We start from the raw sequence: 23,332 nt of genomic DNA, 5'->3' as shown, positions 1-23,332 counted from the left end.
GCACGCGATTCCCGCCCGCCGTGAACGGCGGGACTCCCTCGCTGAATTAGGTGGCAAGGGGCAGGTGAGTTTCGGTCAGTGTCGTACAATCAGTCTAGTCGCTTCAACGTGGATCACAACACGGGCGACGACCGATTCGTACGACTCCGACTCGAAAAGATTGGCTGGTTCAACATCCGAGCAGAACGCGACGTACCACCAGCAGAGGATATTGATGAGGTTATCCTCAAAAAGAGACGACTGGTGAATGGTACGTCTCACTCGTCACCACTGTGGAAGACACACCCGAGAAACCGCCACTTAGTGAGGCTGAACCCAAAGACTGTGTTGGTATTGACCTCGGTATCACCAGCTATATCCACACCTCGGAGAATCTGTCTGTGGACACACTCGACCTGTCGGATGAGTACGACCGCTACGCACGCGAACAGCGAAAGCTTGACCGGAAAGAACACGGGTCTGCCAACTGGGAGAACCAACGTCGGAAGGTCGCCAAAGCGAAACGAAAAATCAAGCGGAAGGTGCGAGACTACCAGCACAAGCTCACGACGTGGCTCGTCCGAGAGTACGATGTTGTAGCTGTTGAAGACTTAGACATGAAGCCGATGCTGGAAACCGCGAAAAACAAGCAAGACGCCGCGTGGTCGCGGCTTCTTGAACTGTTGGACTACAAAGCAGACCTGCACGGCACGCACGTTGTAGAAGTAGAACCTGAAGGAACGACGAAAGAGTGTGCTATGTGTGGTGTGGAAACAGCCAAGCCACTCTGGGTGCGTGAGCATTCGTGCCCGGCGTGTGGCCACTCAGAAGACCGTGATTTGAATGCGGCAAAGAATATTCTTTATCGTGGTTTGAAGCAGTTAGGGGCGGGACGCTCCGAATCAACGCCTGTGCAGACTGCGCTCCCTACGCTCACGCCTCAGCGAGAGGCAGTGAGTGCAAAGCGCGTCGTTGAAGCAGGAAGCCCCGGGGCTTGACCCCGGGGTGGGTTCACAGTCAGTGGCCGTAACGAATCTCCTCCCGGAACTAGAGGATGCCGACGAGCTCCCACCGTCGATTCCGGATGACCGCGAGATACGGCCGACGGTCGTCATTCCGTGGTTCAGAGACGGTGCCGAGGCCGCCGGAGAGACGCTCGTCGAGTACGAGCGAGCGACTGCCGGTGACGCGAATCGGCTAACGTTCCCGTTCGATCCGGAGGGGCCACTCGGCCGGCTCGACCAACTGACGGTCGACGAGGGGACGATACGACTTAACTGGGCGATACGTGGGCTTGAGGAGCCGGTTACCGAGACATTCGTCGCGCCGGGCATCGGATAGCAATTGATTTTCTCCCACGGCTAACGGGGGGCTTCCGGCTCGCTACTGCCGTACGCCAGAGCGAGCGCACTCCAGTCTCGTTCATGAGAGAGGTTCCGACCCGCGGCGTACCGCCCGCACGCTCCACTACCCCCGTGTCATCGCCGCGGGGGTGAGTGGGCCACCGCGACCGTCTGCCCGGCGCGCGAGCACTCCCGCCATACGGTGGGTTGAGCCCCCACGTCTTTTATCCGATGTGTGAGTCGGCCTACAGTATGCCCCCCAGCGTGGCCGCCCTGCGGGCCGCACAGTGGCGGCTCCTGCTCGTCGGGCTCGTGTGCGCGGCGCCGATTGTGGCGCCGGTCGCCGCGCACAGCCCGGAGTCACCACCCGCAGCCGCATCAATAGCCAACGCCCCAGCCGTCGCGACCAGCCCTGCGCCGCCAGGTGCGTCGCTCCCAGGCACGTCACCAGCAGCCATGACGACCGCAAGTCCGTCGCCAGCCGGCGGCTCGATTACGGACGCGGCCGCGCCGCCGCGGCGACCGCTGACAGCGTCCCACCGCCATATGCTGGGGGCGACGGTCGCGTCTGCGCCCGTACACACAGCCGCGACGGCGGCGACCACCGCGGCGACGGACCCGCCAATCATGGCGTTCGCGACGGCAGACACGAGCACGCTGACCACGTACGACGACGCCGGCAAGACCACGCCGCTGGGCGTGTCGACGGCCGTGGCTGGCCCGCTGCACGATGTCGACGGTGACGGCACGCTGGAGGCCATCTACGTGGACGGCAGCGGCCAGCTCCACCTCGTGGACGAACAGGGCGAGACGGAGGCGCTGGCGGCGACGAACGCGCCCACCTCAAAGACGATGTTCGCCGTCGGTGATTTCGACGGTGACGGGACGCTCGCGGTCTTCTACGTGAACACAGCCGACAACAACTACCTCTACAAGGTGGAGTACGGCGAAGAGCCGACACAGGTGGCCGCGACGGGCGCGAAGGCCGCCCTCGGCGTGACTGACTTCGATGACGACGGCGACACCGACGTGGTGTTTCTCGGCGGCTCCAGCACCATCAAGTTCTACGACGGCAGTCTCCACTCGACGGGCTACTCGTCCATCGGATCGAACAACGGCATCGGCGTGGGTGCGCCGGCCGACTTCGACGGCGACGGCGTCCCGCGGGTGCCCATCGTCGACGGCAGCAACAACCCCGCGCTCGTCGCCGCTGACGGTGGGAAGACGGTGCTGAAATCGGGGTCGGCGGTGAAAGCGCCCATTGCGGGTGTGGACGTGACCGGCGACGAGCAGCTCGAACTCGTGTATGTCTCGAAGGACGGCAAGGTGGCGTACACGACGCTCGGCGACAGTACAGACACCCTAACCGGGGCCGATGGGTCGACGCTTGCAGCGGCCAAGAAGGTAGGTGTCGTCGGCGCGGCGCCGCCGCCGGCGCCGGCCATCACGGATTACACCGTCACCAACCCCAGCGGGGCGGATGTCCGGGTCACGTTCAACGCGACCCAGCAGCTGGCCACCATCGAGGTGCCCATCACCCGCGACGGGACACTCGTCGCGACGCTCACCGCGGCGGACTTCACGGAGACGGCCCACGCGGACGGCTACCAGTACACGGCGACGTACACGGTCGCGACGGACGGCGACTACACCGCGACGCTGGCCACGGCGGCCGACAGCGACGGCGACACGGCGAGTTCCACGCCGTCGGGCACCGTCTCGGTGGCCGTCCCGCCGACGATCAGCGACTACACTGTCGAGAACCCGACGGCCCGCAATCTCGTCGTTGCGTTCAGCGCCTCCGAGCAGCTGCAGGACATCACGGTCGCCGTCGACGGGCCTACGAGTCAGACGCTCACGGCCAGCGACTTCGCCGAGGCGACGACCGCGACCGGCTACCGATACCAGGCGCGGGTGACGGTCAGCGCGGATGGCATCTATACGGCGACGCTCCAGACGGCCATGGACGCCGCTGGGAACGACGGTGCGACCGGCCAGTCGCAGTCGATTATTATCGACACGCCCGACCCGCGCGTGGTCGACGCCACTGTCGTCGACCTCGGGGACCGGAACGGTATCGTCACCGACGGGACGCGTGTGCGCATCACCGCGACCGTTGAGGGCGCCCAGGTGACGCAGGTGACCAGCGATCTCTCGGCGCTCGGCGCAGGGACGGTCACGCTTGCACACGCCGGCGGCGACAGCTACCAGACGACCGTCGTCGTCGACGGTGACGATGCCGCCCAGGCGGGGTCGTTCACGTTCGGCGTGCAGGCGACCAACAGCTTCGGCAACGCCGACACACGCCGGACAGACCCACTGCTGCTGGATACGGTACCGCCGTCGGCCGACACCGGCCCCGACGTGACTGTCGAAGAGGGGACGAAGGTGGTCTTGGACGCCGCCGCGTCCAGCGACAACATTGCCCTCGCCAGCTACACCTGGTGGTTCGGCGACGACACCCAGGATAGCGGCGAGGCAGTCGTCCACGTCTACGAGGAGCCCGGCACCTACACGGTGCGGCTCGTGGCGGCCGACGCCGCGGGGAATCGCGACACCGCCACGCGGACGATTACTGTCACGGATACCCCCGAGACACCCACCGTGATGCCGGTCACCACCCCGACCGACGACGAGCCGGTTCGTGTCGTGGAGGTCGTCCGCATCCTCAAGAATACGACCACAACACCCACGACCACCAATGCGAGCGTCATCGAGACGGTCCGCTTCCAGAACGGGACGGTCAGAGCAATCCAGTTCCGAGAAGAACCGCCGACGGGCACGCTTCGGGTTGAGCGGCTGGCCACGCTCCCATCAGGCGTCCCGGCGTATCGCGGGACGGTCATCTGGCCGCTCGAGATCACGTTCTCCAACGAGACGACGGCGCCGGCACGCATCATCTTCTCGCTGGACCGAGACACGCTCGGCGGGCTCGCGCCCGAGCGGGTGACACTCCTCCGGCACAGCGACGGGACGTGGGAGCGGCTGGCGACGTCGGTCGTGACGCGAGGGCCGGAGACGGTGCGGTTCGCGGCTGAGACGCCCGGCTTCTCGTATTTTGCCGTCGCAGTCCCACCGCAGGCACATACGACAGCCACCAGCACGCCAACCGCGACTACGACCGACACAGCGACAACCACAGCCACGTCTGTCGAGCCAACGCCGACAGAGTCAGCGACGGCCGCCCCCGAGACGACCGCTACGGGGGCGGGTGGCGGTGGCGTGCCGCTGTGGCCACTGGCTGCGGGCCTGCTCGTGGTGCCGCTGGTCGGCGTCTGGGGATACCGGCAGGGCTACTTCGACCAGTACCTCGCCGGCCTGGCGGACTCGAGTGTCGCCAACTGGCGCGAGTAGGCCCGCACGACTGCCACACAGGTGTTACGGGCGGCCTTGCTGCCTCGCCCGTCGCCGCCATCGCCCGGACACAGCCGCTGCTGGCCTGTTCGCCGCCACTCGCCAGACGCGGAACGAATACGATACCGGGTCGGACATCGCTACAGACGACGAAAGGCCCGACTGGGTAGCGCAGTCTGGCGGCTCCTCGACCCCCCCATCTGCACCCCTGACCACAGACGACGGCGATTGATATCACTCCATCTCTCTACCTCTTGAGTGTCCATGCCCCTCGGGCCGTAGCGGGTATCATCGACAGCTACTGTCGCTGCTGGTGGGACGGCTTCCCAGTGGTGTCTGTCTCCGGCGGGGTTGCGACATTCGGCTGGAGTGTGGTGCGCTCGAGTGCCGTCTCGACCGCTGCCCGCATCTCCGCTCGAAACCGATCGACGCTGTACTGGGCTGCAACGCTCTCGCGCTCGCTGGCAGTCGAACTGACGCCGTCGTCTGCAAACCGAGTCAGGGCCGACTCGACACCGCCGTCGTCGCGGTCGTAGAGCATGCCCGTCACGCCGTCGGCAATCTGGTACTGGGTGAAGCCCTCCCGTGGCCCAACGACGGGAGTACCACTCGCAAGCGCTTCGATTGGGACGATGCCGAAGTCCTCGTCTTCGGCTGCGTAGACGAGCGCCTCTGCGCCGGCCAGCAGTGCCCGCTTGTCGGCTTCGGCGACGAAGCCGCGGAAGGTCACATTCGAGAGCGTGCGTGCCTGCGAGTGGAGGTCGTCTTCTTCGCTTCCCGTGCCGGCAATCACGAGCCGTTTGTCGGGGTGTGCCTGGAACGCGTCGATGATCTCGTCGATATTCTTCGTCGGTTCGAGCCGGTCGAGCACCAGATAGTACGGCTCGTCTACCGGCGTAGCAGCGGCATGGTCGGCTCCGAGTGTCTCCGTCTCGACCGGGGGATACACAATCTGGATATCGTCTGTCGGGATACCCCAGTACTTCCGCATACGCCGCCGGACGACGTCGCTGTTCGCGACATAGAGGTCTGGGTACGACAACACCGGCTGATAGAGCTGTTCGGTTGCGAAGGTGTACGCCTCGTAGAGCAGCCCCGCCTGGGGGGCGCGGGCCGGATACTTGTCGTACGCGTTCCGTGGCGTCGAGTGGGTGTACTTGATCACCGTCTGATCTTCGCGTGGTTTGTACCAGCCCGGTTCGTTGCCACTCTGGATGATGACATCGTACGAATAGAGGTCGGGTACCGACCGCCACCCGTACATATAGTAGGCATCCCGAAGCTGGTACACGCGCTTGAGCAGGCGCCCGCCGAAGACATCGTTGAACAGCGAGTGACACTCGATATCGTCGGGTTCGTACTGCTCATCTCCGAACCCGTAGTAGATTGGTGCGTCGAAGGTCCGGGCGAGTTCCTCCGTGACACGCTCACCACCACCACGACCGACATAGTTTCCGTGTGCGATTGCCACACTCCGGTCGCGAAACGTGTCTGCGTGGGTGGTCATCTGATGCTCCGGGGTTCGGCGTATAGGTGTATAAGTCGACTGCTACCTCTGGGCGGCAGTCGGTCACACCGAGGACTCGGTTCGGTTCAGCTGTGTCTGACCGGACTGATTGAGCGGGACTTTCTGTTCTGTCGACGGGCCGACAGCGTTTGCTCCACGGACACGCGCAGCCGCCCGTCTACAGACGGCCAACGACGAGTGCCTCAGGCTCTGACCCGAGACGGTCCCCAGCCGGTAGGAGCCGAGAGTCACACACGGGAGTGGACGGGACGTGGGAAGACATACGTCACGGCAGCGGGATTGCAGCCGCAAGTTCGAATCTGTCTCCCTTCTGTTCGGGCTGCTGTGGCGGGCGCCGGACCGGCATCTCCCGCCCTACGTTCCGGACTCGTTCACAGCGACCGCCACTCGCTCCGTCTCTGGTTCACCGGCGCACTGTGTCTCCACAACACTGGCCGCCCCACCGATTGCGACGGCTGAGCCGACTGTGCACACCCCCCGGCATACCCGCCACCGTCTTGGAGGGCAGAATTGGCGCCCACTACTCCATCAAGCGCTCGGCTCACACTGCAGCGTCGCAAAACTGCAGTCGGGGGTGGCCGAATTCGCCCGCGGCGACTTCGCTGGGCAGGTGTCCCGTGGGCGTGGCCTGCCCGACTTGGTCGAGTCCTTCCGCAATTAGCCTTCGATGCTACGGCGCTGCCCGCAGTCTACTCTGTCGAAAGTCTCACCGAGCGATTTGCACGGCTCCCTGCTCCCGTGTCCGTCGCGCCTGAGCCCCGCGAGACTCCCCGGTGAATCACCTCGGGTGGTCGTCGCGATGTGGCTCGGCCTCGGCGGTGCGGGCCACGCCTCGCCGAGCCCCCCAGTTTTTCACCCGATGCTTTCGTCCGGCGGGGTAGATGGTTGAGCACCACCGTCTCGTCGACTCGAACGGGTCCGACCCCGGCCCCGGTCGACTGCGCTCCACAGCCCCCCCCGTCTGTCGGTCGCCAGCGTCCGGTCTCGCCCTGGTGTGACTACCCCCGATGTCACCTGCCAGCCAGCCTGATGGCAATCGCGGCGTCTCGGAGGTGGTCGGCTTTCTGGTCATCGTTAGCCTCGTGACCGTCCTCATCGGCTGGTACCAGGCGACGGTCGTCCCGTCGGCAATCGAGGAGTCCGAGTTCGAACACAACGAGCGCATCCAGTCGGAACTGGTGACACTCGCCGAACAGGTGCCCGCGGCCGCGACCGCCGACACTCGTCGGTCGGCGGTGCTCCACCTGGGTCCGCGGTACGACAGTCCCGCGTTGTTCTCGGCGCCCCAGCCACCACAGGGTCGACTCACGACCGTCGGCGTCTCTGATCCAGGGGTAGCCGTCACCATCACGGGCGCGAACGCCTCGGCGGTAGCCGGGGCAGATACGGCCGATGTCTGGAACGGAAGTACCCGTACGTTCAATACGGGCTTCATCGAATATCATCCGGAATACACCCGATACGCGACGGCGCCGATGACCGGCTACGAGCACGCGGTCGTATACAACCGGCGGCCGGCCAGCGGTGCCGTCGTCGCGCTGACGGGCCAGCAACTCATCACCGGCCAACGTATCTCACTGGTTACCTTGGCCGGCAGCTACACGGCGACCGGTCGCGTCGAGCGGCTACCGATTGTCCCGCGGAGCGCGCCCGTCGAGGTGGTGCCCGTTCGGAACGCCACGCAGCCAATCACGCTGACGGTGCCGACCCAGCTCGCGAACAGCACGTGGGCGCAGCTCCTCCAGTCGGAGTACGCCCACAACGGCGGCCACATCGTCGACCAGTCGTACACGAGCACAGCATCGGGCCCCAACGAGCTGACACTCGAGCTGGAGGCAGGCGTCACCTACCAGGTGGCGCTCGGTCAGGTATCGCTTGGGGAGGCAACGCCCGACATGCCGGTGGCCAGCTACATCGTCTCAACACGCGGTGATAACAGACACGTGCCGGCAGGGAGCCGTCGGAAGCTGGCCGTCGAGGTGCGCGACCGGTTCGACAATCCCGTCGCTGGCGAGCCAGTATCCGTGTCATTGTCACCGGATGTCGGGACCGTAACCTTCCCTGCCGGCAACATCACAGCCAGTGATGGCCGGGTGCCGTTAGTGTATCACGCCCCCGAGGACGCCGGGGCGACGGTGAACGTCACCGTCTCGTTTGCCGACGGGTCGTCGCCGCCCGAACGGACGAACATCTCGTTGCTGGTGGGTGACCTGGGCGGGCCGGGGCCGGCCTACGGGAGTCGCGTCGTCTTCACGCAGTCGGATACAATTCACACGGCGACAACCCAGGGAATCACGACACACCAGCCGTCCAATGCCGTCGCACTCGGGCCAATCCGACCGAAGCTTGACGGCGACAGCGACGGCGACATCCCATACGTCACGTCGAACAGCGAGCTGAAGCTCGTCGATACGAACGACAACACCCGAGTGCTGGTCGACAGCGGCGTCGCGACCAGCAAGACGAGTCTGGCCGTCGGGAAATGGCAGGGGAGCGACCGGTCGGTGTTCTACGTCAACAGCTCGGACAACAACCACATCTATCGGGCGTCGATCAGCGGCGGGTCGGTGTCGACCACGCAAGTCCTCGACGACAAAGCGGAGGCAATCGGTGGGCTCGGCGACGTGGACGGAGACAATGCGGCGGAACTCGTGTTCAGCACCAGCAGCAGCGGAGTGTATTATCTGGACGGCGACGGGTCAGTCACCAAGACGTACAGTAGTCTTGGGCGCAACAACGGCAACGGAATCGGCGAACCGGCCGACTTCGATGGCGATGGGACAGCTCGGATCCCGGCCGTCAGCGGGAGTAACGAAATTGTCCTGATAACGGACTCGGGATTGACGACGAAGCTCACCTCGGGTGTGGCCGCCCAGTCGCCCATCGCCGCCGTCGACTGGGACGACGACGGGACCCCCGAGATTGTCTTCGTGCACACAAGTGGCGAGTTGCGATACGTGGACAACGTCGCTATCGGCGGAACTGTCAAAGATATTCGCGGCGGGTCGGTCAGTGCCGATAAGGATGCCGGGACGGCATGATTGGCCGCCCGGTGTCTACTCGGGGCCAGTCGGCGGGCGAGGAGATGTAGTCTCTCGGTGCCAGTCTTTCGGGGACAGAGCGGATACAAACGCAGCCACTCTCTCCCCGCATCGGTGGCTGCCGACACGCGCATGTGGTCGGCTGCCGCGGTGCGTGTCGTGTCGGTTGCCCTGAACTTTTAACACCGATTTTGCCGTTACTGTGGGCGTACCAGCACCACCGCACGGCACGGGTTACGTTCCCGGATTGTACGCCCCTACCCACCCCCCATGTCATCCCACTCAGCGACAGCACCCACGGCTGCGACTGCATCCGAGACACACTCCCCAACACCCCAGTCCACATCCGACACCTCTCCACCCACGTCCGCGCTCAGCACGCCCCCATCAGCATCCGCGTCCCCACCGGCGTCGACCACACCTCCCAGCACGTCTGCGCCCGCGTCTCCATCCCCGCCCGTGTCGGGCTCTGTGTGGGCTACCGAGCGGGCCGTCTCGCCGGTCGTCGGGACGGTCCTGCTGCTAGGCATCACAATGCTGCTTGCGGGAATCGGCGGGACGTTCGTCGTCGGAACACTAACCGACGACGGGCCGGAGCCCCCGACCACGAGTTTCGACCTCGCGTTCTCCGGCAGTGGGCCCTATACGGTCACCGTCACCCACGAATCGGGCGATGCAATCGGCGGCAATCTGCGCATCATCTACAACGACGGCTCGGAGGCGACGTGGACGGGTTCCGCGAGCGATCCGATTAGTCTCGGGGAGACGAGAACTGTCTCCGGCATCAGCGCCGGCACGACGGTTCGTGTCGTCTGGGTCGCCCAGAGTGGCGCCACGTCGGAGACACTGGCCGTCGCAGAGGCCCCCTCTTCGTGACTGGTGTAGCGGTTCCGGCACGGACGCCCTCCGTTCAGCGGTGGGTAGCTGCCTTGCTGGGACTGCAGGGCTGGCGGGACGGCTCGTCGATAGCCTGCTCCGCCCGCGTGTGCGTCGATTACGTCGTCTGTCTGAGCCGGGGTCCGAGATCCGATTCGCCCGTCTCCCAGTTCGTCGGCCCATCACTGTGTCAGTCAGTCGTCGTCAGTCTCGACGCGGCGGGCGTCACGCTGCTGGGCCCGCTCGATGAACTCTTCGGGTAGTTCGTCGATTTCGCCGGCTTGCACGCCCCACAGGTGTGCGTACAGGCCATCCTCGGCGAGCAGCTCCTCGTGGTTCCCCTGCTCGACGATATGGCCGTCCTCGAGCACGACGATCTCGTCGGCGTCCTTGATGGTCGAGAGCCGGTGGGCGATAGCGAACGTCGTCCGGTCGGCGGTCAGCCGGTCGAGCGACCGCTGAATCAGCATCTCCGTCTCGGTGTCGACATCGCTGGTCGCCTCGTCGAGGATGAGAATCTCGGGGTCCTTGAGAATCGCGCGGGCGATAGAGATGCGCTGGCGCTGGCCGCCCGACAGCTTCACGCCCCGTTCTCCCACCTCCGTGTCGTAGCCGTCCGGGAGTTCCGTGATGAACTCGTGGGCCTCTGCAGCCTTGGCGGCCTCGATGACCTCCTCACGGTCGGCACCGAAGGTGCCGTAGGTGAGGTTCTCCTCGACGGTGCCGTAAAAGAGGAACGTATCCTGGCTGACGTAACCGACCTGGCGGCGCAGGCTCGGGATGGTGACGTTCCGCAGGTCCTGGCCGTCGATGGCGATAGAGCCCTCGTCGACGTCGTACATCCGGAGCAGCAGCTTCAGCACCGTCGACTTGCCGGCACCGGTCGGGCCGACGAGCGCCAGCGTCTCGCCGCCGTCTACCTCGAAGCTCACATCCTCGATGATGGTCTCGGTGTCGTCGTAGCCGAAGGTGACGTCCTCGTAGACCACCTCGCCCTCTTCGACGACCAGCTCGTCGGCGTCGGGGTCCTCGGCGATCCGGGAGGGTTCGTCCATCAGGCCGAAGATCCGCGCCGAGGAGGCGTAGGCCCGTTGATACATGTTGATGATCTGGCCGAACTGGGCCATCGGCCAGATGAACCGCTGGGACAGCAGGATGAACGTGACGAACTCCCCGGGGGAGACAGCACTGGTGAACGGGCCGATGCCCGGCCCCAGCACCATCAGCCCGCCGACGAGAAACGTCAACACAAAGCCGACACCCGACAGCATCCGCAGGCCGGGGAAGAACTTGATGCGGGTGCCGATAGCGTCCCAGTTGGCGTCGAAGTAGTCCTGCGAGACGTCGTCGACCCGGTCGGACTCGTAATCTTCCGTGTTGGAGGTCTTGATGACCTGGATGCCACCGAGGTTGTTCTCCAGCCGGGAGTTGACCCGGCCCACCGAGGACCGAACATCGGCGTACTTGGGCTGGATAGTCTGGATGAACTTGTAGGTGAACGCCGCCAGAATCGGCACGATGACCAGCGTGATCGTTGCCAGCTGGACGTTGATGTACACGAGGATGGTCGCGATGCCGAGCACCATCACGCCGAGCCGGAACGCGGAGTTCATCCCGTCGTTGAGGAACCGCTCTAGCCGGTTGACGTCGTTCGAGAGGATGGACATCATCTCGCCGGTCTGTTTGTCGGCGAAGAAGTCCATGTTGAGCCGCTGCATCTTGTCGTAGGTGTCCGTGCGGATGTCGTGCTGGATGTGCTGGGCGAAGGAGTTCCACCCCCAGTTGCGCGAATAGTGGAACGCGGCGCCGCCGAAGAAGGCGAGCGCGACGATGGCAACGGTGAAGTAGAGTTGGCCCTGTTCGGTCGCCGGAATCCACCCATCCGGGACGAACGCGAGCGTGTACGGCTGGTCGTCCTGGCCCTGTCGCTCGAAGATGGCGTCGACAGCCACCCCCAATAGCACCGGCGGTAACAGATCGAGCACGCGAGCGATGATGCTCGACGCGACACCGACGACGAACGCGAAGGTGTTCTCGGAGCCGTACTCGGCGAAGAGCCGCCGCATCGGATTCTCCGCCTGCTCCCGTTGCTCCTCGAACGGGTCGTCGTCGTCTTCGATTGCGGTTGCTCCCATTGAAATCAGGTACGCGTGGTGCGCGCAAAAGCATTCGCCGAAGGCCACTTCAGTAATTCGCCTGATAGAGGCGTGCTACCACGGCCCAGACAGGCCGCGACACAGCCGCTCACAGTACAGATACCCGTGGCAGGATGGGGCGGCGGTCGCCGTGTTTCGACAGGTGGGTGGTCGCCGGCCGTGTCAGGTGTCGCCGATTTGGACCTGGTCACCCTCGGTGACGTTGTGCCGGACGGTCCAGTTGTAGTTCACCTCGAGCACGTACTTGCCAGTGCCGGGGTACTCGTAGGTGTCGCCGTCGGCGCCCTCGGGCGGTTCGGGTGCATGGTGGATGCGGGTGATGGTGCCGTCGGCACCCACGTAGATGATGTCGATGCCGAACGACATCCCCCGCATGACGTAGGTATGGCTGCCCTCCGACTCGTAGGGGAACAGCATGCCGCGGTCCTCGGGTAGTGACGCCGTCTTCGAGAGGCCGGTATACTTTTTACGCCAGGTGTCTGCGATGGCTGCCCGGACCTGGCCGAGTTGCTCGCCGGTCTCCGCGTCGACGACGGTGACGGTCGTGTGCTCGTAGGAGAGTGGCGTCGCGGTGGCCTCGCCGTCGGTCGGCTGGTAGCCGTCCGTCGCCACCAGTGGATCCAGCAGGCCAGCCGCCAGCCCTGCCAGTACGAGCGCGGCGACGACCACGACCCCGGCTACCAGACGGCGGTCCATACCCGCAGCACGCGGCCCGGACGACTAAGCGTTCCGTCCCGACCCGCCCATCAGTCGCCCGTCGGCGGCGGCGTCGGTCCTCCTCGGCGCCGCGACGCAACGCTCGCCCGTGTCCAGCGTGGATTGTCCGGCGCCTTCCGTAAGGGCTATCCTCTGGGACCGACTCTCTCCGCACGCGGGTCCGTGGTCTAGTGGTATGACGCTTCCCTTACAAGGAAGAGGTCGGTGGTTCGAGTCCGCCCGGACCCACTCTCGATTCTACACGGCGCCCGTGCCCGGCCAGCAACCACAGCTGTGTCCATCCGCGACACGTGGTGTCGGGTGGTGGCTGGCGGCCCGGTGGCGCGGCGCCCGGGATAGTAACGCTTTTTCACACCGCCCGATTCCACCCGAGTGGGCCGCCTTAGCTCAGACTGGGAGAGCACTCGACTGAAGATCGAGCTGTCCCCCGTTCAAATCGGGGAGGCGGCATTAGACTCGGAGTTCAAATGCCTGCGGTGCTGCGCGGGCGATTTTCCGGCGTTTCTTGGAACGTTTACCGACAGTGAGCTGCGACTGCGTTCGCACTCCGAATCCACTCAGTTGTGACTGCACAGAGGATCTCGAACACGCTCACGTACGTCCCTGTGTACCGACTCAGGTCCATGAGTGACCACCTGACTTCTCGTGCCGCTCAGAACTCACGAATGCGAACCTACTCACTTTCCATGGCAGCGGAATCGAATCCAACGGGACGTCCCTGCCCCCACTCGACAGCAAGAACCGCATCTCGAAGCGAATCGAGTCTGCGCTCGACGACATCCAGCGGATATGAGTCGATGAACTCCGCGGGTTCGTGCGCGACGGGCGTCGCGCCATCGTTCACCTGCAAATGAACTGGTCCGAGGGCGTCGTGCGTGTCATCCTGGTGCCAGCCAACCAGCAGACTTCGGTCTGGCTCGATCCAATTGAACCAGTAGTACTCGTGGGCCTCACCAGTCTGCAGTTGAAAGCCGATCTCGACCCGCGCGGCCGTCACCGGGTACTCGTCGTCACCACGGAACTGGCGTGGGTCTACCTCAGCGACGACCCGGTATGGGCCGCCTTCACGCGGCTCAGCACGTCGTCGGCGAGCGGTCTCGAACTCACCGCTGAGTCGGTTCTGGATACGGTCGTGGAGCCGCTTGTTCTGCAAGTTCGCCCGATTAGCGAGGAAAACAACCATCAGGCGAATGTCGAGGAAGAGTCAGTTCGCGGCGACGAGAGTTCCACGACGTCATCATACAGTTGGAGGGCGTGCTTCACGAGCCCGAGTTCCGTGTTGATCGCCTCCCATGTAGCGATCACGTTCCGACGCTCGCGAAGCTCTTCAGCCGAGAACTCCTCACCCGCAAGTCGTTCCCGGAACTCATCTAGCGAACTGACCTCGTACTCGGCAACTAATTCTTCTTGTTCCTCCGTCAACTCCGTGAGCTGGCTCTCCAGTTCGTCACGCGAGTAAGCCTCAATCAGGTCAGTCACCTCGTCGAAGAGCATCCGAACGGGGTTCAGATCGTAGGCTTTCGTCCCGTTGACGGTCGTTTCCGTGACCCAGTCGTCACTCTGCAGTCGCTGAAGTTCATCGTCGGCCGTTGCGCGGGAAACTTCGGCTCGGTCCGCAATCTCTTGCACTGGCGTTGGTTCGTCCAGCAACTCCACGACGTGCCGGATGCGCTCGCGCCCGCTCATTGTCTCCGTCCACGACTCCGGGTTCGATTCAGCCATTCGACTAAGTCTTGGACTGCCTGGCTCAAATAATTTATCTCAATTCAAATATTCAGACGGTGCGTGGTTCGTCCTTTCGGTGGAAGGGGGGGCAGATGCTGGGAGACGGCATTCTCCTCAGAGCTCAGATACCTGCGAGCGCAACGTGCGCCCAGCCGGCGCGAGCCGGTTCTCCACGTCTCGAGTCGTGGTAATTCGGTGACCGACGCTCTGTCTATCTCACTCACGGGTGTCAAGCCGACCGCCGAGCGCGTCCATCACCTCCCACAGCAGTCCGGTTGCTGAGTGTGCGCCGAACGAGACTGGTTCGTACGTGTACGTGCTGTTTGGGGTCTCGCGTTGCTGGTAGTGGAGTAACCCGTCCACGTGTGGATTTGGTTCGCAGTGGAATCCGCAGTCGAGCCCGTCCGGTTCGCTGTAGTGGACAGTGTAGTCCGCGCGAATCGGCGTTCGCATCCAGGTGTCGTTCGCACGGCGGACACCTCGGGGCCAGGTGTTGGATCCGGAATCCACGTTATCTGGAGTGATGCCATCTCTGTCCCGCGATTGAACCACGACGGGTCGAGCGCAGCGTGTATTCTCCGGTACTCGTCCGGCGGGCCCCCTTCGACGGATCGAACGGCGGGATGGCTCGCCAACTCGCCGCGTCGCTCGCGTACGACGCGATGACGATTCCGCCCCGGATTCGCACCTCTATCGGCGCGGACACGTTCTCTACGAAGGGGAGAACGAGCGTGAGTGTGTTGGAGACCGCCAGTGTCAGGAGTGCTCGCTGGCGTATCCCGGTCGTCTGTCATACTGTCGTTGACATACGTGATGGTCGTCGCCCGAGCGCAATAATTCCGTTTCTCCGCATATTATTGCGTTCGATTACGACGAGCGAGAGTGACCACGAAAAAATCAATACTCTGCCGTTCGACCGCGCTCGGGAGCGGCGCCGCTCTCGGAGACGCTCTGCACTCGAGCGACGCGACGTCGATAATCGGGGCGGCTACGGGCCGCCGTCAGCCCGGAGCGGCGGGTGTTTCGGCTCGACGTCCTCGTAGAAGTCGATCGCCTGCTGTTCGCCCAACTCCAACAGATCGCGGATGAACGGTTTGCTGCGGTCGAACTTGGTGGCCGCGTGGTACGACTCTTCGAGCGGAATCTTCCGGATGGTGGTATGGGTGAAGTTCCGCGTCGAGAGGTCGCCCCGTTCGATCCACTCGTTGACGCGTCTGATGCTGCGCAGCTCCTGATTCAGCGAGATGTTGCCGAACAGCTCGTTGCGGCGGTCGAGAATCTCACCTAGCGAAGTGGGATTGGCCTCTCGCTCCTGTGGGTTGATTTGGATGACCCACAGCTCCTCGGGCTTCTTGTCCACAGGGACGTTCATCAGCCCGTCGATGGGCGGGTTATGCGAGAAGACACCGTCCCAGTAGTAGTCGCCGTTGATCTCGACGGCCTCGAACATCTCGGGGAGCGCCGCGGATGCGAGAATCGCCTTCGCGGTCACGTCCTCGTTGGTGAACGTCTCGAAGACGCCCTTGTTGATGTTGACCGCGCCGATGACCAGTTCGGGCGTCTCGTGGCTGCTCAAGGCCGGAATCTCATCGAAGTCGACGTGTCGCTCGAGGATGCGGCGGATGCGTTTTTTCCCCAGTTTCGAGCCGGGGTTCTGGTAGGGGCTCAGCTTCGGCAGCGGGAAGGCGGTGTTCTCCATCCACTTCATCCCCACCATCCAGTTGTTGGCGAGATGGTCGGTGATGCCGTTCGCCGAGAGGTCATCCCAGAAGGAGTCGAGCAGCTCGCGAGCGTCGTGCTCGTCGGAGACGTGGCCGTACCAGGTCATGAGCGCGCTGAACGCGCCCCCGGAGGTGCCGCTGATGCCGACCAGTTCGTGGTCATCGTCGTCCCACTCGGCGAGTAAGCCCCGGAGCACGCCCGCGGTGAAGGCCGTGTGACTTCCGCCACCCTGGCAGGCGATGGCGACCCGGGTTGGCCGCTCCTCTCTCATTCGCCCGTCCCCCCGTCGTGTCCCGGTCGCGCTGTCCACGCCGGCCGCGCTCGCCCGGCACGGACAGCGGCGTCAGTGCCCATACTCACCACGGAGGGACCGGGAGGTTGGTAAACGATGCGGTGGGGGTGACCTGTCCGCACGGTCACACCATGTCCCGAGCCTGTGTGATCCAGCCCTCGAGCCGGCCCACGGGCACGTCCGCCGCGTCGGCCAGCGCCACCACCTCCGCGTCCGCGAGGGCGTCCACGGAGGTGACGCCGGCCTCGCGCAGCCGCTCGGCGTAGGCCGGCCCGATGCCATTGATGTCGGTGAGGGCGGGCCCCGTGTCTTCGCTCGCATCGCTCGCGTCGGTCCCGTCGTTCTCGCCGCTCGGCTCTGTGTCACTCGTCGCGTCGGCGGCCGTCTCAGTCTCTTCGGTCTCGGTCGCCGTGTTAGCCGACGCCGCCTCGGTGGTCGCATCGCCGGCCACATCGACAGGCTCACCATCCGCATCGACCGGCTCGCCGTCGGCGTCGAGCTGTGAGCGCTCGGCATACCAGTCGCAGACGTCCGGCCACAGCTCGGCATGCGAGCGGGAGGAGACGGACAGCCCGATGTGGCCGGTATCGGCGTCGAAGACGGTGATATCGTCGCTCGGGACGGCCTCGTTGAACGTCGTCGAGGCGGCCGGCGGGACGATGTGGTCGTAGTTGGCGACCACCTGGGCGATTGGCATCTCGAGGTTCTGGATATCCGCGTGTTTGTCGCCGACGTAGAACTCGTTGTCGTACAGCGTTCCTTCTTGATAGGTGGCCTCGACAAACTCCACGACCATCTGGCCGGCGACGTCGATACTCTCGTCGATCCACCGCTCCATGCGCGCGAAGTTGCGGACGAACTCCTCGTCCTCGACGTTGTCGAAGAAGCGGAAGTACTTGCTGACGAGATTCTCGACGGGCTCGCTCAGCTCGAAACTCAGATCCAGCAGCTCCGCCGGGACGGTCCCGAAGACATCACGCATCTTTGCGAAGTCGAGATCGCCCTCCTCGATCCACTGGCCGAAGATACCGCCTTCCTCCGTGAAACACAGGGCGGCGGCCATCAGCCCGAGGTTCCGCACCTTCTCGGGGTACAGTGCGCTGTAGGCGACGCTCATCGTCGCGCCCATACAGTAGCCGAAGAGGTTGATCGCGTCGACGCCGGAGCGCTCCCGGACCACGTCGACACAGTTGTCGATATAGCGGTCGACGTAGTCTTGGAAGCCCAGTGAGGCGTCCAGCAGCGACGGTTCGTTCCAGTCGATGAGATAGACATCGAACCCCTCCTCGAGGAATGTGCGGACGACAGACCGGTCCGGCTGGAGGTCCAGAATGTACGGGCGGTTGATGAGCGCGTACACCATCAGGATGGGGACGTCGTACTGCTCGTCGGTCTGCGATTCGTAGTGGAGCAGCTCCAGTTTGTTCTCCTCGTAGACCACCTCGCTGGGCGTCTGGCCGACCTCCACATCGGCCATCTCCTGGTTAGCGTCCGGCAGCGACCCCATCGTCTCGGCGGCCTCGCTCAGCTGCTCGATCGCCTGTCCCTGTAGCGCCAGTGGGTCCGGATTCCGATCACTCATTCGTCCTCCAGGTGGGCAAGCACGCGGTCGAGCTTCTGTTCCACCTCGTGTTGACGTCGCTCGAGCTCCACGAGCCGCTCGCCGACCTCGCGGACATCACCTTCGGTCGCGAACCCGAGATCATGGAGCGTCCCTTGGGCCACCTCATCGGTGGCCTGCCGGAGTTCGACGGCGTCGTCGATGCGCTGGCCGGCCGCGGCCGCGAACGCGTCCGTCGACATCACCTCTTTGAACGCCTCGTTGGCGGCTCCGAGCCAGAGATCGCGGAACTCGTTGGGCGAGAGGTCGTCGCTATCGGCGGCGTTGGTGGCCCGTTCCATCGCCTCCTCGGCGGCCTCCATCCAGACATCGTACGCGCCCGAATACCCCTCTAGTCCGTCATCGAGGTTGCTGCCGTCGCCGACCGCGCCGAGAGCATCGGCCCACGATTCGAGGAAGGCGTTCTGTGCCTGTACGTTGGCCTCCATCGCGGAGGCAAACTGATCGTTCATCCCCGAGAACAGCTCCGTCCACTGGTATGGCGTTCCGGAGTAGCCCTGGTCTCCCATGAGAGGTGGTATCAAACCCACCGTTGTATTACTATCGCTACCCAGCTGACTGATAGCGAATGCAAGCGCATCCCGCCGTCTTCAGGCGTGGGAAAATGTCACGCGAACTGACGTGACAGGACGGGTTACGCGTCGAACTCGATGGGCTCGGCGTCCTCGAGGTCCTCCTTGACGGCCTCGTGGGCCTCCAGGAAGCTGTCGAACGAGGACTCGACGAGGTCGCCGTACGTCTCGCCGTACTCTTCGACGGACTCCTGGCTCTCCTCGACGGCCGCCAGCATACCGTCCCAAGTGTCCTCCTGGGTCTCGACGAGCTGGTCGAAGTTCCCCTCGACCTGCTCGCGGACGGGCGCGAAGTCAGCGTCAGGGGCCACCTGTTCGAGCGCGTCGAAGTAGGCGGTCACAGCCTCGCGGGTGAGCTCGACGTTCTGGTGCTGGACATCACGGGCGGTCTCGAGGCTGTCCACGACGGCCTGCGAGGCCGTGCGCCCGGCGTCGACGAACTGTTTGAGCGCCTTCTGGTTCTGCTGGATCATGCCACGCTGCATCTCGAATACGCTGGAAATCTGTGTGTCTGCCATTGGTGTGTGTCTCTGTTTTCTCAGTCGTCGGCGCGGTCGCGGCTCACGGGGACCACGATGGTCTGGACGATGTCGCCCTCCTCGATATCGAGTGCTTCTCGCTCGGCGTCCGGAATCGAGATACGGCCACCGCTCTGGACGCGGGTCTTGAACGTGCCCGTATTCGTGCACAGCGCACCGAGGCCGAGCCCGTTCCCGCTGCCGTTCATGCCGGCGTTCGACATGGACAGCATCTGCCGGAACAGTTCTCGCTGTTGTTCGACCATGTCCTCGCCTGCGTCCGCGACCTGCTCCGGATTGAACAGGTTCGTCCACGCCAACCCGGGGTTGTCCGACGTCATCACACATTGATAGGCGGCGCCGCCGGATAAGCGTTCCCCTCAGATTCCATCTGCTACCATCGAATGGTTCAACGTGGGGTAACCGCGGGCGTTGGCGTGAGCGCCGGCGGCTACCACTTCTCGAAGACGGTGCCGTCGTCGCCGACGGCCACGAGGTACTCACCGACGTAGATGCCGAACAGCGGCAGGTCCGTCGCCAGGTCGAACCGTTCCCATTCCTCGTCGAACTCGAAGAGGGTCCCCTCGAAGCCGACGACGGCGCCGAACCAGTCGGTCTGGCGGTAGTCGACGCCGAGCAGGTCCGTGTCGCCGAGGACGTGCCAGTCGATGCCCTCCCGGTCGCGACAGATGACCAGTCCGTCCTCGCCGACGACACCGCCACGGTAGCGGCCGCCCGCGATATCGAACACGTACCGATCGAGTTCCTCGATGGTGAACTGCTCCCATTTTTTCCCGTCGACCGTCCGGTAGACACAGCCGTCGATATCGAGTACGAGCCCGCCGCGCATCCCGAACCGGTCGAGCGCCACCGGCGGCACACCGTGTCCGAGCATCGTCGTCTTCCAACTCCCGCCGTAATCGAACGTGTAGAAGACGTGGCCACGGCCGTCCACGACGTAGACCGTTCCCTCGCCGGCGGTGCCCGTCGCGCCGACATCGACAAAGGCTCGGTCGTCGTCGACGATCTCGTGACAGAAGAACTCGCCCGTGACGACGTCGTACTCTGCGAGGGTGCCATCGTCACCGGCAACCCAGACCCGCCGGCCGTCGTCGGTGACGTCGATGCCGTACAGGTGGGTGTTGCCGTCGAAGGGGAATCCATCGGTTACCGAGTGGTACTGCTCGTAGCCGCGCCGGAGCATCGTCCCCTCGAGGCCGACGGCGAACGGGCCCTCCCGGGTGCCGACGACGTCGAACAGCGTCGTGCCGGTATCTGTAGGGACGTGTTTGTAGCCGTGGCCATGGCCGGCGGCGACCGTGTCGGTCGTCGCCGACAGTCCGCCGATGCCGACGGCAGCGGTACCGACCCGAGACAGCAGGGCACGTCTCGTCAGTGACATGCATCTGTCCATACGAGGGGGGCAGGTGTGGTCGCCACGGCGAACCGATTCGGCCAAATTTCGGGGTATGAGCCGTTGTTCCACGGCAATACGGCCCACGGTGACACGTGGCAAGCGGAAGCCCACCGCTTCAGGGGTGGGAGGATGTCAAACATCCCGAACACTGGCCGTCAGCACTCTGTCGCCTCGACAGATCAGGCCCGGCACGCAGCGCACGAGCCGGCACCCGTGGCGTCGCCACGCGTGGTGTACTGTGGCGGATGTGTGCAACGTGGCTGCGTGGCTGGCCTCCGACCAATCCGGTGGTGGCCGCCGCGTATCAGCGTTTTCGAGGTGGAGCCTCCGGCCTCAAGCAGCGATCGAAGCGTAGCGAAGGGAGTGAGTAGGCCGGAGAGGAACCCGACATGGTACGACACAACCGGCATACTGCGACTGACTGGTCTCCAAACGTATAACCACCGTCAAATACTCTCTGAAGTCATGGACGTGCGTCGAACCGCCGTCGTGAAACTCGACCCTTCCGACAAGCAACGCGACGCACTCCACCGAACTGCCGAGCAATACCTGTACTGCGCGAACCGAACCGCCGACTACTGTTAGTCGGACACCTCTTACACCGAGTGCAACACCAACAAGCGACAGGTTCGTGACGCGCTCTACTCCGAACTTCGAGAGGAGACAGACCTACAGGCACAACTCGTCCAAGCCGCCATCAAACGCGCCGTCGAAGCCGTCAAATCGTGTGTCGAACGATGGAAGAACAGCCAGCGCGTCTCCTGCCCGACGTTCACCGCCGAAACGATGGACTACGACACGCGGAGCGCGACCTTCTATCGCAACAAGGTGTCGCTGGCAACCGTCGAGGGGCGGGTCGAACTATCATTCGTTCTCCCGGCTGACAGCCCGACGCCCTATGAACGGTACGTTCTCTCCGAGGACTACGAGTTCCGCGAAAGTACGGTTCGATACGACGCGGTGGCCGACGAGTTTGCTCTGTTGAATAGCGGTGCTTGGGTAGGCGTACAGCAATTGGGTCGGTGTATGAGCGGTTGTGGCTCATGCTCTCAAAATCAGTATCTCTTACGGCTCAGAGATCGCTATTCAACAGAGCAGACGAGTTCTACATCCAACTCTCGATGCGACGGATAGACGGTGACGAAGAGGGTTCGGCAGATGCCGGGCACCCCGACCAAACGGTCCTCGGTATCGACCTCGGCGTCAACTCGTTGGCAGTCTCCTCGACCGGTACGTTCTGGCAGGGAGACGACTATGACCACTGGTGCCGTGAGTTTGAGAAGCGGCGTGGGGAGATGCAACAGCGCGGCACACAAGCCGCGCACAACGCCCTGCTTCGCCTCGGGAAGCGCGAAGACGCGTGGCGCAAACAGTACCTCCACACGGTCGCTAACGAACTCGTCGCGGAAGCCGTCGAACACGACTGCGACGTAATCGTGTTCGCGGACTTGACCGACATCCGAGAACGGCTTCCCGAAGCAAAGTGGCATCACGTTTGGGCGTTCCGACGCCTGTTTGAATACGTCTCCTACAAAGCACCTGAACAGGGCGTCTCCGTGGAGCAAGTTGAGCCGAACCACACGTCTCAACGCTGCTCTCGGACGGACTGTGGGTTCACGCAGGAGGATAACCGCCACGGAGAACACTTCTGTTGCCAGAAGTGCGGGTACGAGGTGAACGCGGATTACAACGGTGCGAAGAATATCGGGTTACGGTATGCCCGGAAGCGAACACACAGACTCCGGTCCTCGCCCACGTCGGGGAGCGGAGACGCAGAAGTAGACCTGCGTGTGAATGGTGGGACGTTGAACGGCGAGAGTCACCGGTCTATTGCTGGTGACTAATTGCCGGGAGTCCACATCAAAGCCCCACCCTCAAAGACCGAGGTGCGTCTGCGCCGAGGGAGTAGGGTGGGGTAGTTTACTCGTATACGGCGACGGCGGTGGCGATGCCGAGCGTCTGGCCGGCGCCGGTCAGTCCCAGCGCGAGGCTCACGGGCCCGACGCCACCCAGTAGCAGCGCCGCCCCGGCGCCCGAGGCCACTGCTGCGACGAGGTAGAGCCGTGCGCGTTCCTCGCGTGGGAGCATGCTCCCGGTGTACGCGAGTGCCATCGTCGGGAGGAGCATCCAGCCGGCGACCGCGAACCGCGCGGCACCCGTCTCGCCGGTGGCGACGCCGTACGCGCCCGCCAGCGTGACGCCAACGCCGGCGACGATGACCCCGAGCCACGCGCGCAACACGGGGTGGCGTCGCATCTCGTCGGCCGACAGCACGGCGAAGGCGGCCAGCAGCGCCGTCATCACGAGGTGGCCGATGAGGACGGTCCGGTCGCTTATAGCGCCGACGTGGGCGGCCGTCGCGAACACCCATGCCAGCGGGACCAGCCCGACCGGCGCCGTCGCCCGGAGCCTGCGGAGCACGTCCGCTCGCTTGCGACCCGGAGACAAGCCGCTTGCGGTCGGCCAGAAGC

18 protein-coding genes, 2 tRNA genes and 3 pseudogenes are annotated in these 23,332 nt (G+C 64.2%); 9 read left to right on the top strand and 14 right to left on the bottom strand.

The genetic code is table 11. The features are described 5' to 3' along the window. Nucleotides 1–45: 45 nt before the first annotated feature. The 3 genes and pseudogenes from ABEJ63_RS11850 to ABEJ63_RS11840 form a co-directional block, all read left to right on the top strand. A pseudogene (locus ABEJ63_RS11850) lies at nt 46–977 on the top strand (RNA-guided endonuclease InsQ/TnpB family protein); the annotation flags it as partial. A gap of 22 nt (nt 978–999) precedes the next feature. Then, nucleotides 1,000–1,320 carry a hypothetical protein gene (locus tag ABEJ63_RS11845; RefSeq protein ID WP_375796577.1) on the top strand — a complete coding sequence of 107 codons (321 nt, stop codon included), beginning with the start codon at nt 1,000–1,002 and terminating at the stop codon, nt 1,318–1,320. A gap of 254 nt (nt 1,321–1,574) precedes the next feature. Then, nucleotides 1,575–4,676: a PKD domain-containing protein gene (locus ABEJ63_RS11840; protein WP_375796576.1), complete on the top strand. Its 3,102-nt coding sequence runs from the start codon at nt 1,575–1,577 to the stop codon at nt 4,674–4,676. Between the two features lie 298 nt (nt 4,677–4,974). On the opposite strand, the gene ABEJ63_RS11835 is transcribed toward ABEJ63_RS11840, so the two are convergent. Further along, complete coding sequence (locus tag ABEJ63_RS11835) at nt 4,975–6,183, bottom strand: glycosyltransferase (RefSeq protein WP_375796575.1); 1,209 nt, start codon at nt 6,181–6,183, stop codon at nt 4,975–4,977. A 1,028-nt stretch (nt 6,184–7,211) separates the two neighbouring features. On the opposite strand from ABEJ63_RS11835, the gene ABEJ63_RS11830 reads away from it, so the two are divergent. Next, complete coding sequence (locus ABEJ63_RS11830; RefSeq protein ID WP_375796574.1) at nt 7,212–9,245, top strand: FG-GAP repeat domain-containing protein; 2,034 nt, start codon at nt 7,212–7,214, stop codon at nt 9,243–9,245. Between the two features lie 257 nt (nt 9,246–9,502). On the opposite strand, the gene ABEJ63_RS11825 is transcribed toward ABEJ63_RS11830, so the two are convergent. Further along, nucleotides 9,503–9,775 (bottom strand): hypothetical protein, encoded by a 273-nt coding sequence (locus ABEJ63_RS11825; RefSeq protein WP_375796579.1) that lies wholly within the window; start codon nt 9,773–9,775, stop codon nt 9,503–9,505. Between ABEJ63_RS11825 and ABEJ63_RS11820 the strand changes: the two genes are divergently transcribed. Beyond that, nucleotides 9,705–10,121, top strand: coding sequence for a type IV pilin (locus ABEJ63_RS11820; protein WP_375796573.1), 417 nt, complete (start codon nt 9,705–9,707; stop codon nt 10,119–10,121). The genes ABEJ63_RS11825 and ABEJ63_RS11820 overlap by 71 nt on opposite strands. Nucleotides 10,122–10,315: 194 nt before the next feature. On the opposite strand, the gene ABEJ63_RS11815 is transcribed toward ABEJ63_RS11820, so the two are convergent. Next, nucleotides 10,316–12,256: an ABC transporter ATP-binding protein gene (locus ABEJ63_RS11815; protein WP_375796572.1), complete on the bottom strand. Its 1,941-nt coding sequence runs from the start codon at nt 12,254–12,256 to the stop codon at nt 10,316–10,318. Nucleotides 12,257–12,439: 183 nt separating this feature from the next. Beyond that, nucleotides 12,440–12,973 (bottom strand): DUF192 domain-containing protein, encoded by a 534-nt coding sequence (locus ABEJ63_RS11810; RefSeq protein ID WP_375796571.1) that lies wholly within the window; start codon nt 12,971–12,973, stop codon nt 12,440–12,442. Nucleotides 12,974–13,150: 177 nt separating this feature from the next. On the opposite strand from ABEJ63_RS11810, the gene ABEJ63_RS11805 reads away from it, so the two are divergent. After that, nucleotides 13,151–13,222: transfer RNA gene (locus tag ABEJ63_RS11805), tRNA-Val, on the top strand. Nucleotides 13,223–13,370: 148 nt separating this feature from the next. Further along, a tRNA-Phe gene (locus ABEJ63_RS11800) sits at nt 13,371–13,444 on the top strand. A 223-nt stretch (nt 13,445–13,667) separates the two neighbouring features. Here ABEJ63_RS11800 and ABEJ63_RS11795 read toward each other — a convergent pair. From ABEJ63_RS11795 to ABEJ63_RS11755, 9 genes are all read right to left on the bottom strand, one after another. After that, nucleotides 13,668–14,177: a hypothetical protein gene (locus tag ABEJ63_RS11795; protein WP_375796570.1), complete on the bottom strand. Its 510-nt coding sequence runs from the start codon at nt 14,175–14,177 to the stop codon at nt 13,668–13,670. Next, nucleotides 14,177–14,716 (bottom strand): winged helix-turn-helix domain-containing protein, encoded by a 540-nt coding sequence (locus ABEJ63_RS11790; RefSeq protein ID WP_375796569.1) that lies wholly within the window; start codon nt 14,714–14,716, stop codon nt 14,177–14,179. Before ABEJ63_RS11790 ends, ABEJ63_RS11795 begins: the two co-directional genes overlap by 1 nt. Before the next feature lie 219 nt (nt 14,717–14,935). Further along, nucleotides 14,936–15,172, bottom strand: a complete 237-nt coding sequence (locus ABEJ63_RS11785; protein ID WP_375796568.1) for a hypothetical protein — start codon at nt 15,170–15,172, stop codon at nt 14,936–14,938. Nucleotides 15,173–15,707: 535 nt separating this feature from the next. After that, nucleotides 15,708–16,712 carry a patatin-like phospholipase family protein gene (locus tag ABEJ63_RS11780; protein ID WP_375796567.1) on the bottom strand — a complete coding sequence of 335 codons (1,005 nt, stop codon included), beginning with the start codon at nt 16,710–16,712 and terminating at the stop codon, nt 15,708–15,710. 145 nt (nt 16,713–16,857) lie between these two features. After that, the gene (locus tag ABEJ63_RS11775) at nt 16,858–18,315 is read right to left on the bottom strand and encodes an alpha/beta fold hydrolase (RefSeq protein WP_375796566.1); all 1,458 of its coding nucleotides are present in this window, start codon (nt 18,313–18,315) and stop codon (nt 16,858–16,860) included. Continuing rightward, nucleotides 18,312–18,863 (bottom strand): poly(R)-hydroxyalkanoic acid synthase subunit PhaE, encoded by a 552-nt coding sequence (locus ABEJ63_RS11770; RefSeq protein ID WP_375796565.1) that lies wholly within the window; start codon nt 18,861–18,863, stop codon nt 18,312–18,314. Before ABEJ63_RS11770 ends, ABEJ63_RS11775 begins: the two co-directional genes overlap by 4 nt. Nucleotides 18,864–18,988: 125 nt before the next feature. Beyond that, a complete protein-coding gene (locus ABEJ63_RS11765; protein ID WP_375796564.1) occupies nt 18,989–19,444 on the bottom strand; it encodes a hypothetical protein in 456 nt (151 codons plus the stop codon). 20 nt (nt 19,445–19,464) lie between these two features. Continuing rightward, entirely contained in the window at nt 19,465–19,785 is a 321-nt protein-coding gene (locus ABEJ63_RS11760) for an AbrB/MazE/SpoVT family DNA-binding domain-containing protein (RefSeq protein WP_375796563.1), read from the bottom strand. Nucleotides 19,786–19,895: 110 nt separating this feature from the next. Further along, complete coding sequence (locus ABEJ63_RS11755) at nt 19,896–20,846, bottom strand: hypothetical protein (protein WP_375796562.1); 951 nt, start codon at nt 20,844–20,846, stop codon at nt 19,896–19,898. A 480-nt stretch (nt 20,847–21,326) separates the two neighbouring features. Here ABEJ63_RS11755 and ABEJ63_RS11750 point away from each other — a divergent pair. Both ABEJ63_RS11750 and ABEJ63_RS11745 read left to right on the top strand, forming a co-directional pair. After that, nucleotides 21,327–21,821: pseudogene (locus ABEJ63_RS11750) on the top strand (RNA-guided endonuclease TnpB family protein); the annotation flags it as partial. Between the two features lie 134 nt (nt 21,822–21,955). Then, a pseudogene (locus ABEJ63_RS11745) lies at nt 21,956–22,705 on the top strand (RNA-guided endonuclease InsQ/TnpB family protein); the annotation flags it as partial. A 76-nt stretch (nt 22,706–22,781) separates the two neighbouring features. Here the strand turns inward: ABEJ63_RS11745 and ABEJ63_RS11740 are convergent. Beyond that, nucleotides 22,782–23,282, bottom strand: a complete 501-nt coding sequence (locus ABEJ63_RS11740) for a hypothetical protein (protein ID WP_375796561.1) — start codon at nt 23,280–23,282, stop codon at nt 22,782–22,784. Nucleotides 23,283–23,332: the final 50 nt, after the last annotated feature.

The sequence above is a fragment of the Halosegnis sp. genome, from assembly GCF_042216475.1.
Taxonomy (GTDB): Archaea; Halobacteriota; Halobacteria; order Halobacteriales; family Haloarculaceae; genus Halosegnis.
Note: the sequence above shows the minus strand (reverse complement) of the source record. Positions and strands in the feature narration are given on the sequence as shown.